The organism is bacterium, from assembly GCA_035527515.1.
Lineage (GTDB): Bacteria > B130-G9 > B130-G9 > B130-G9 > B130-G9 > B130-G9.
Genome location: DATLAJ010000094.1, coordinates 1 through 7,218, shown reverse-complemented (window position 1 = coordinate 7,218; position 7,218 = coordinate 1). Strand labels below are relative to the sequence as shown.

Sequence of the window (7,218 nt, the reverse complement as noted above, 5' to 3'; positions counted from 1 at the left end):
TGTGCCTGCCAAGCGCGCACTTAGCAGAAGTACAACGCTCACCCTTCAAAAAGAGCTTCTCGTTCTCTCGCCTGCACAGCTTGCAGGACGCGCCCAAATACCTACCCAAATGACTCTCCCAAAATAAGTCCTAAGTGAACTTAGACTCTACGCCGCTTCGGAGCCCTGCAACCATCGTGCGGGATCGGCGTAACGTCCCGCATCAGCGTTACCTCTATCCCCTCTGACTGCAACGCCTTCATCGCGGTGTCCCGGCCAGAGCCCGGCCCCTTCACGTAAAGCTCAGCCTTCCGCATGCCCATCACAATCGCTGATTGCGCCGCCGCACGCGCCGCTACCTGCGCCCCAAACGGCGTCCCCTTTCTCGAGCCCTTGAAACCCATCTTGCCAGCACTCGACCACGCAATCACGTTCCCATACCTGTCAGCTACTGTAATAATCGTGTTGTTGAACGTCGATTGGATGTGAATCACACCCTCGGGAACAACTCGCTTCTCCTTGCGCTTTGCTACCCGTCGGCCTTTCCTCTTGACGGCTTTTGCCATAATCCCTACCTAACAATTGCTCAAAATAACTCGCGAATAAATACGAAGACTCACAACTACCCAAACATTCGAGGCCCAGCTATACCTTCTTGGCCTTCTTCTTCATCCCAATCCCTGGCCTCGGACCCTTATGAGTCCTCGCATTCGTCCTCGTCCTCTGCCCCCTAACAGGCAGACGACGCCTATGCCTCAGACCCCGGTGGCAGCCGATATCTTTCAAACGCTTGATGTTCATCGATATCTCCTGCCGCAGCTCGCCCTCAACCTTCAACTTACGCTCGATCACCTGCCGAAGCTTGCTGACCTGCTCCTCCGTGAGCTTGTCCACACGAATATCCGCCCCGACCTCCGTCTCCTTCAGTATCCTCCTGGAACTCGTCCGACCTATCCCGAAAATGTAGGTTAGACCAACCTCCACCCTTCTATCCTTCGGAAGGTCCACTCCTGCTATTCTTGCCAAGAAAACAGTCTCCCTATCTCAGCTCTTATCCCTGCCGCTGCTTATGCTTCGGATTCGTGCATATCACTCTGACGACACCTCGCCGTCTGATTATCTTGCAGCGGGCACACATCCTTTTCACCGATGCTCTCACCTTCATGACTTGCTACCTGTCCTGTTAAGTCTCACGCCAAGCGCTCATCTCAACCGATAAACTATTCGCCCCCGGCTCAGGTCATACGGGCTCAATTCGACCGTTACCCTATCGCCCGGAAGAATCCGTATGTTGTGCTTCCGCATCTTCCCCGACAAATGAGCCGTTACCTTTCTACTATCTGGAAGCTCAACTATAAAAACTGTGTTTGGCAGAGCATCTGTTACAACACCCTCCACCTCGATTCCTTCCCCCTTGGGCATACCCTAAACTCGCCCCTGCTTGTCTTTACCAAGCGAATCGAGAATCCGCTCCAACACGTCCTCCATCCCGCCCGCAGCCTCGATTTCAACCAGCAAGCCCCTATCCCTGTAAAACTTCACCATTGGAAGCGTTGCATCATCATACATCTCCAGCCTCCTCTCGATCTTCTCCGGCTTGTCGTCCTCGCGCTGATAGAGCCCTTGTCCACACAAATCGCAAATGCCATCTACCTTCGGAGGTGAGAACTCTAAATGATATTCCCTCCCGCAGCGAGAGCACACTCGTCGCCCAGAAAGCCTCCTTAACAGGGATTCCCGCGGAACGTCAAGCAGAACCGCCGCATCAATCCCAATCCCGAGGCGTGGCAAGATGGACTCGAGAAACTCCGCCTGCCGGACGTTTCTGGGGAACCCATCAAGTATGAAACATTTGTCAGACCCTAGCTCCCTTAGCCTCGCCTCCACAATGCCATAAAGAACATCATCAGAGACCAATTCGCCTCCTTCAACAGCATCTCGGGCCTTCGAGCCCAGCTCGCTGCCGCTTTTGATCGCCTCGCGAAGTATATCGCCAGTCGAAAGATGCGTCAGACCCTCTCGCCCCGCCAACATCTTCGCCTGTGTCCCTTTGCCCGAGCCCGGAGGCCCCATCAGAACTAGTCGCAAAACACGCTACCTCCTCCCCCTGATACGGCCTTTCTTGACAAAACCATCGTAGTGCCGCATCACCATCTGAGCCTCGATCTGCTGCACAGTGTCCAAAGCAACTCCCACCACTATCAGAAGCGCCGTGCCGCCAAACCAGAAAGGAACACTCAAGCCGTGCGTAAAATAATAAGGAAACCAATCCACGATCCGCTCACCAATAAGCGGAATATCCGCAATCGGGATGCCATAAACCAAGACAGCCGGAAGCACCGAGACGCCCGCGAGGAAAACGCCGCCGCCAAATGTCAGCCTCGACAAAACCTGGTTTATGTACTCGGCAGTGACCTTCCCAGCCCTCTTTCCTGGGATATTAGCTCCCGACTTCCGTAGATTGTCTGCAACATCCGTCGGATTGAAAATGATCGAAGTATAAAAATATGCGAAAAAGATGATCGCTGTAACGTATAGCACGTTGTAAAGTAGCCTGCCAGGAGTCAGCTGCGCCACGACGGGCTCCAAGAAAGACGCCCCGAAAATCCCGGCCGCAGTCGCCGGAAACATGATGATCGACGAGGCAAAAATGACCGGGATGACACCAGCCGTGTTGACCCTGAGCGGCAGATACGTGGTCTGGCCACCATAAAGCCTCCTGCCGATCACACGCTTAGCATGTTGGATCGGCAGCCGACGTTGCGCCTGTTGAAGCACCACGACAAGCGCCACAACACCGACCATCAACACCACCAGGATTATGATCGTGTATATCTTGAGCTCGCCCTGAAACACCTGGCTTAGCGTCTGCCCAATTGCGGCCGGCAATCGAGCGATTATGCCAGCAAAAATGATAAGCGAGATGCCATTGCCTATGCCTCGTTCGGATATCTGCTCTCCAAGCCACATTATGAATGCCGTCCCAGCTGTTAAGGTTATCATTGCCAAGAGCTTGAAGCCAAGCCCAGGATGGATGACTATTGGAGCGCCAGAAGGGCTTTTCATCTTCTCCAACCACATCCCGATGCCGAATCCCTGAAGCATGCTGAGAACCGCCGTCCCGTAACGCGTGTACATCGTAATCTTCTTCTTGCCCGCCTCGCCCTCCTTTGACAGCTTCTCCAAAGAAGGTATCACCACTATCAACAGCTGTAGAATGATCGACGCACTGATATAGGGCATTATCCCAAGAGCGAAAACTGTCAGCTTCCGTAACGCCCCCCCAGAGAATAGGTCCACCATGCTCAAAAGCGTGCCCTGCTGCGACTCGAAGAACTGCGCAAGCGCCGCCGCATCAATGCCTGGCGTGGGAAGGTGGCACCCAAGTCTATAGACAGCGAGAAGCGCGAGCGTGAAGAGAATCCGGCGCCGAAGCTCCGGAATCTTGAACATGTTCTGAATCTTCTCAAGCAAGACTACAGGACCTCGACCTTGCCATTCGCCGCCTCGATCTTCTTCATCGCCGTCCGGGTGAACTTGCTAGCCTGCACCGTGAGCGAGGCTGTCAGTTCTCCATTTCCAAGTATCTTCAGCCCGACCGTCCTGCGCTTGAAAAGCCCCATATCCTTGAGAACCTCAGGATTAACGACCGTGCCATCTACAAACCTGTTGAGCTGCTCAACGTTCAAAATTGTGTATTCAACTCTAGTCGGGTTGTTGAAACCGCGCTTTGGCACCCTACGGACAAGCGGCATCTGGCCTCCCTCAAAGCCGCGACGCATACTGTAGCCCGCCCTTGACTTCTGCCCCTTGTGCCCGCGCCCGGCAGTCTTGCCGCGCCCCGAGCCGGGCCCTCTGCCCACTCGCCTCTTCTTCCGGCGAGAGCCGGCCGGTGGCTTAAGGTCATGCAACTTAAGCATCCGCCCTCTCCTCATCAGAAAATGGCTCGATTTCAACCAAGTAACTGATACTCTTGAGCATCCCCATTATCTCAGGACGATTCTCCTTGATTATCGTCTGACGCAGACGCTTAAACCCTAGCTTGGCTACCGTATCCTTATGACGCTTGCACCGCCCTATCGGGCTACGAACAAGCGTTGCTCTTATCTTCTCAACCACAACTAAAAACTCCCGAGCCAATCATTCCAGCACCGATTCCACTGGAACGCCCCGCTCCTCTGCGATAGTTTCAACATCTCTCAGCGACTTTAGCCCCTTGACCGCCGCCATAACCACGTTATGAACATTGCGGCTACCAATACACTTCGTCAAAACATCCTGCACGCCGCTCATCTCGATCACTGCACGAACAGAACCACCAGCGATAACGCCCGTCCCAGCCGACGCCGGCCTCAAAACAACTGTCGAGGCTCCAAAATTACTAACCACCCCATGCGGTATCGTTGTCTTAGAACGCGGGAACCGAATGAGCGAGCGCTTGGCCTGCTCAACGCCCTTGCGAATCGCGTCGGGAACCTCTCGCGCTTTGCCAAGCCCTACTCCGACTATCCCGGACTTGTTGCCCACAACAACGACCGCCGTGAACCCAAAGCGCCTACCGCCCTTGACCACCTTGGCCACACGGTTTATGTAAACTACCCTTTCCTCGAGCTCAAGCCCGTCCGGGTCAACGTAATCCAAATAATCCTCCTGACTCTCTAGAACTTCAGCCCTGCCTCGCGAGCGCCCTCACTGAACGCCCTCACCCTACCATGATACTTATATCCCGCCCGGTCGAAGACCACGCTCTCAATACCCGCCTCGATAGCCTTCTTGGCGAGACTCTTCCCGGCCACCCTCGCAGCATCCTTGTTCCCGCCACTCTTCAGCGAGCCTCTTTTGTGCAGACTTAGCGTCGATTCGCAGACCAACGTGTAGCCCCTCTCATCGTCAACTAGAAAACCATAGATCTCTCTCAAGCTCCTGAAAACGCACAGCCGAGGCCGAGCCTTCGTGCCGCAAATTCGCCGCCGAATGCCCAAATGCCTCCTCTGCCTCGCGATTACTTTCTTGTTCCTAGACTGCCGCTTCAACCCGAAAACCTCTCTATAAGCGCTAAGCGCCGGCCTTGCCTTGTTTGCGTCGGATGTGCTCGCCACTGTACCGGATGCCCTTCCCCTTGTACGGCTCCGGCTTGCGGAACGACCTGATTTCAGCCGCCACCTGGCCAACCTGCTGCTTATCGGCGCCTCGTACCTTAATGACAGTATCGCGCTCAATGTGAATCTCTATCCCAACGGGGATGGGATAGACAACTGGGTGGCAGTAGCCAAGCGCCAGCACGACATTCTTACCCTCTATCTTGGCCTTGTAACCGAGGCCATAGATCTCCAGAACCTTCTCAAAACCATCTGAAACACCGCGAACCATGTTATTGATAAGAGTCCGTGTCAAACCGTGAAAGGCACGGCTCCTGGAAGAATCGTCGGTCCGCTCCACCGCAAGAACAGACCCCGTGAGCGTCGCCTGAATGCCCGGCAACAGATCGAGACGAAGCTCGCATTTTGCGCCCTTCACAACCACCCGTTGGCGCCCTCGGTCAAGCCCATCAATCGCCAGTTTCACTCCGTCCGGAATGGAAACCAGCTGCTTACCTACTCTGGACATCAGAACCTACCAAACATTACAAATAATCTCCCCGCCGCAGCGCTTGCGAGCGCAGTCTTTGTTGGTCATTACGCCCTTTGAACTGGACACAATTGAAACACCAAACCCGTCAAGGACCTTCGGCATCTCATCAAAACCCCGATAGACCCTTTGCCCCGGCTTACTCACACGTTTAATACCCTTGATCACGGGCATAGAGTTCTTCCCATACTTCAGGTAAATCCTCAACATGCCCTGCATCTTGTCGGGAATCACCTTGTAACCCCTTATGAAGCCCTGTTCCTTGAGAACACGACTAATCTCGACTTTTGTCTTGGCACAAGGAACGTTTAGCCTCCTGTGCCCAACCTGGCTGGCGTTTCTTATCCTCGTCAGCATATCGGCAATCGGGTCAGTCATCATCGCCTCAAAACCCCTACCAACTAGCCTTTCTAACACCCGGAAGCTCACCCTCTCGAGCAAGATTCCGAAAACATATTCTACACATCTCAAACTTCCTCAAATAACCTCTGGACCTACCGCAGATCTTGCACCGGTTGTAGGCGCGAACCTTGAACTTGGGCACCATCTTCCATTTAGCTATCAGCGATTTCTTTGCCATATTATCCCTGTCACAACTTAGTGGGGCGAATCAACCGTCCAGCAACTAGGCCCTCTTGAAAGGCATACCCAGATGAGCCAAGAGCTGCCGGGCCTCATCGTCCCGCCTTGCTGTGGTCACAATAGTTACCGAAAGCCCGTGGATACGGCTCACCTTGTCATAATCTATCTCTGGAAAAATTATCTGCTCCAATATCCCAAGCGTGTAGTTCCCACGACCGTCAAAGGCCCGGTCCGAAACACCCCTGAAATCCCTCACACGAGGCAACCCAGCATTCACCAGCCGATCGTAAAACTCATACATCCGCCTTCCGCGAAGCGTCACGGAACAACCAATTGGCATCTTAGCCCGAAGCTTGAAGCCCGCTATCGACTTCCTAGCACGCCGTATCGCCGCCTTCTGGCCAGTGATCTGGGCCAACTCCGCAGCCGCCTCGTCCAAAAGCTTCAAGTTCTGAATAGCCTCCCCAACCCCTACGTTGATCACGATCTTCAAAAGCCGCGGAACCTCATGCACGTTCTTGTAGCCAAACTCCTCTGTCAGCTTGGGCACTACTTCTTCTCTATAAAACGCAAGAAACTTGCTCACCTCAACGCCCCTATATCATCTCGCCGCATTTCTTGCAGACCCTAACCTTACGACCATCAGAAAGCGTCTTGTGCGCTATCCTCGTCGGCCTGTCGCAGTTAGCGCAGACCAACATCACATTAGATATTCTCACAGGGCCTTCCTTCTCAACAATCCCGCCCTTCTGATCGACACGCTTCGCTTTAGTAGAACGTCTTATGAAATTGACGTTTTCTATCAGGATAGAGTTACGCTTGTGAAGAACGTGAAGAACACGACCACGCTTGCCACGCTCGTCGCCTGTGATCACCAAGACCGTGTCATTCTTCTTGACAAGGAACTTCTTGCGCCGCTCCTTAGCAAGACCGCGCTTAATCATACTACCTCTGCCGCAAGGGAAACGATCTTCATGAACTTCTTTTCCCTCAGCTCGCGACCCACGGGGCCGAAGACGCGGGTTCCGA

Annotated in this window: 17 protein-coding genes; all 17 read right to left on the bottom strand. The window is 54.0% G+C overall.

The annotated features are described in order from the left end of the window. On the bottom strand, positions 1–109 hold a 109-nt coding region (locus VM163_07185), incomplete at its 3' end, for a 30S ribosomal protein S4 (protein ID HUT03656.1). Between the two features lie 31 nt (positions 110–140). Further along, entirely contained in the window at positions 141–545 is a 405-nt protein-coding gene (rpsK, locus tag VM163_07180) for a 30S ribosomal protein S11 (protein ID HUT03655.1), read from the bottom strand. Between the two features lie 79 nt (positions 546–624). Beyond that, the gene (rpsM, locus tag VM163_07175) at positions 625–1,005 is read right to left on the bottom strand and encodes a 30S ribosomal protein S13 (GenBank protein HUT03654.1); all 381 of its coding nucleotides are present in this window, start codon (positions 1,003–1,005) and stop codon (positions 625–627) included. A gap of 25 nt (positions 1,006–1,030) precedes the next feature. Then, positions 1,031–1,144, bottom strand: a complete 114-nt coding sequence (rpmJ, locus tag VM163_07170; protein ID HUT03653.1) for a 50S ribosomal protein L36 — start codon at positions 1,142–1,144, stop codon at positions 1,031–1,033. Between the two features lie 38 nt (positions 1,145–1,182). Continuing rightward, positions 1,183–1,401, bottom strand: coding sequence for a translation initiation factor IF-1 (infA, locus tag VM163_07165; GenBank protein HUT03652.1), 219 nt, complete (start codon positions 1,399–1,401; stop codon positions 1,183–1,185). A 3-nt stretch (positions 1,402–1,404) separates the two neighbouring features. Beyond that, positions 1,405–2,067: an adenylate kinase gene (locus VM163_07160; protein HUT03651.1), complete on the bottom strand. Its 663-nt coding sequence runs from the start codon at positions 2,065–2,067 to the stop codon at positions 1,405–1,407. A gap of 6 nt (positions 2,068–2,073) precedes the next feature. Continuing rightward, positions 2,074–3,453 (bottom strand): preprotein translocase subunit SecY, encoded by a 1,380-nt coding sequence (secY, locus tag VM163_07155; GenBank protein HUT03650.1) that lies wholly within the window; start codon positions 3,451–3,453, stop codon positions 2,074–2,076. Positions 3,454–3,455: 2 nt separating this feature from the next. Further along, positions 3,456–3,899, bottom strand: a complete 444-nt coding sequence (gene rplO / locus VM163_07150) for a 50S ribosomal protein L15 (GenBank protein HUT03649.1) — start codon at positions 3,897–3,899, stop codon at positions 3,456–3,458. Next, the gene (gene rpmD / locus VM163_07145) at positions 3,892–4,098 is read right to left on the bottom strand and encodes a 50S ribosomal protein L30 (protein HUT03648.1); all 207 of its coding nucleotides are present in this window, start codon (positions 4,096–4,098) and stop codon (positions 3,892–3,894) included. Before rpmD ends, rplO begins: the two co-directional genes overlap by 8 nt. A gap of 21 nt (positions 4,099–4,119) precedes the next feature. After that, positions 4,120–4,620, bottom strand: coding sequence for a 30S ribosomal protein S5 (gene rpsE / locus VM163_07140; protein HUT03647.1), 501 nt, complete (start codon positions 4,618–4,620; stop codon positions 4,120–4,122). A 17-nt stretch (positions 4,621–4,637) separates the two neighbouring features. Further along, positions 4,638–5,012 carry a 50S ribosomal protein L18 gene (rplR, locus tag VM163_07135; protein ID HUT03646.1) on the bottom strand — a complete coding sequence of 125 codons (375 nt, stop codon included), beginning with the start codon at positions 5,010–5,012 and terminating at the stop codon, positions 4,638–4,640. 22 nt (positions 5,013–5,034) lie between these two features. After that, entirely contained in the window at positions 5,035–5,586 is a 552-nt protein-coding gene (gene rplF, locus VM163_07130) for a 50S ribosomal protein L6 (GenBank protein ID HUT03645.1), read from the bottom strand. 6 nt (positions 5,587–5,592) lie between these two features. After that, positions 5,593–5,988 carry a 30S ribosomal protein S8 gene (rpsH, locus tag VM163_07125; protein ID HUT03644.1) on the bottom strand — a complete coding sequence of 132 codons (396 nt, stop codon included), beginning with the start codon at positions 5,986–5,988 and terminating at the stop codon, positions 5,593–5,595. 13 nt (positions 5,989–6,001) lie between these two features. Beyond that, positions 6,002–6,187: a type Z 30S ribosomal protein S14 gene (locus VM163_07120; protein HUT03643.1), complete on the bottom strand. Its 186-nt coding sequence runs from the start codon at positions 6,185–6,187 to the stop codon at positions 6,002–6,004. A gap of 45 nt (positions 6,188–6,232) precedes the next feature. Continuing rightward, entirely contained in the window at positions 6,233–6,775 is a 543-nt protein-coding gene (gene rplE, locus VM163_07115; protein HUT03642.1) for a 50S ribosomal protein L5, read from the bottom strand. 10 nt (positions 6,776–6,785) lie between these two features. After that, positions 6,786–7,133 (bottom strand): 50S ribosomal protein L24, encoded by a 348-nt coding sequence (rplX, locus tag VM163_07110; protein ID HUT03641.1) that lies wholly within the window; start codon positions 7,131–7,133, stop codon positions 6,786–6,788. Then, a partial coding sequence (locus tag VM163_07105; protein HUT03640.1) for an uL14 family ribosomal protein occupies positions 7,130–7,218 on the bottom strand: 89 nt, incomplete at its 5' end. The genes VM163_07105 and rplX, both read right to left, overlap by 4 nt.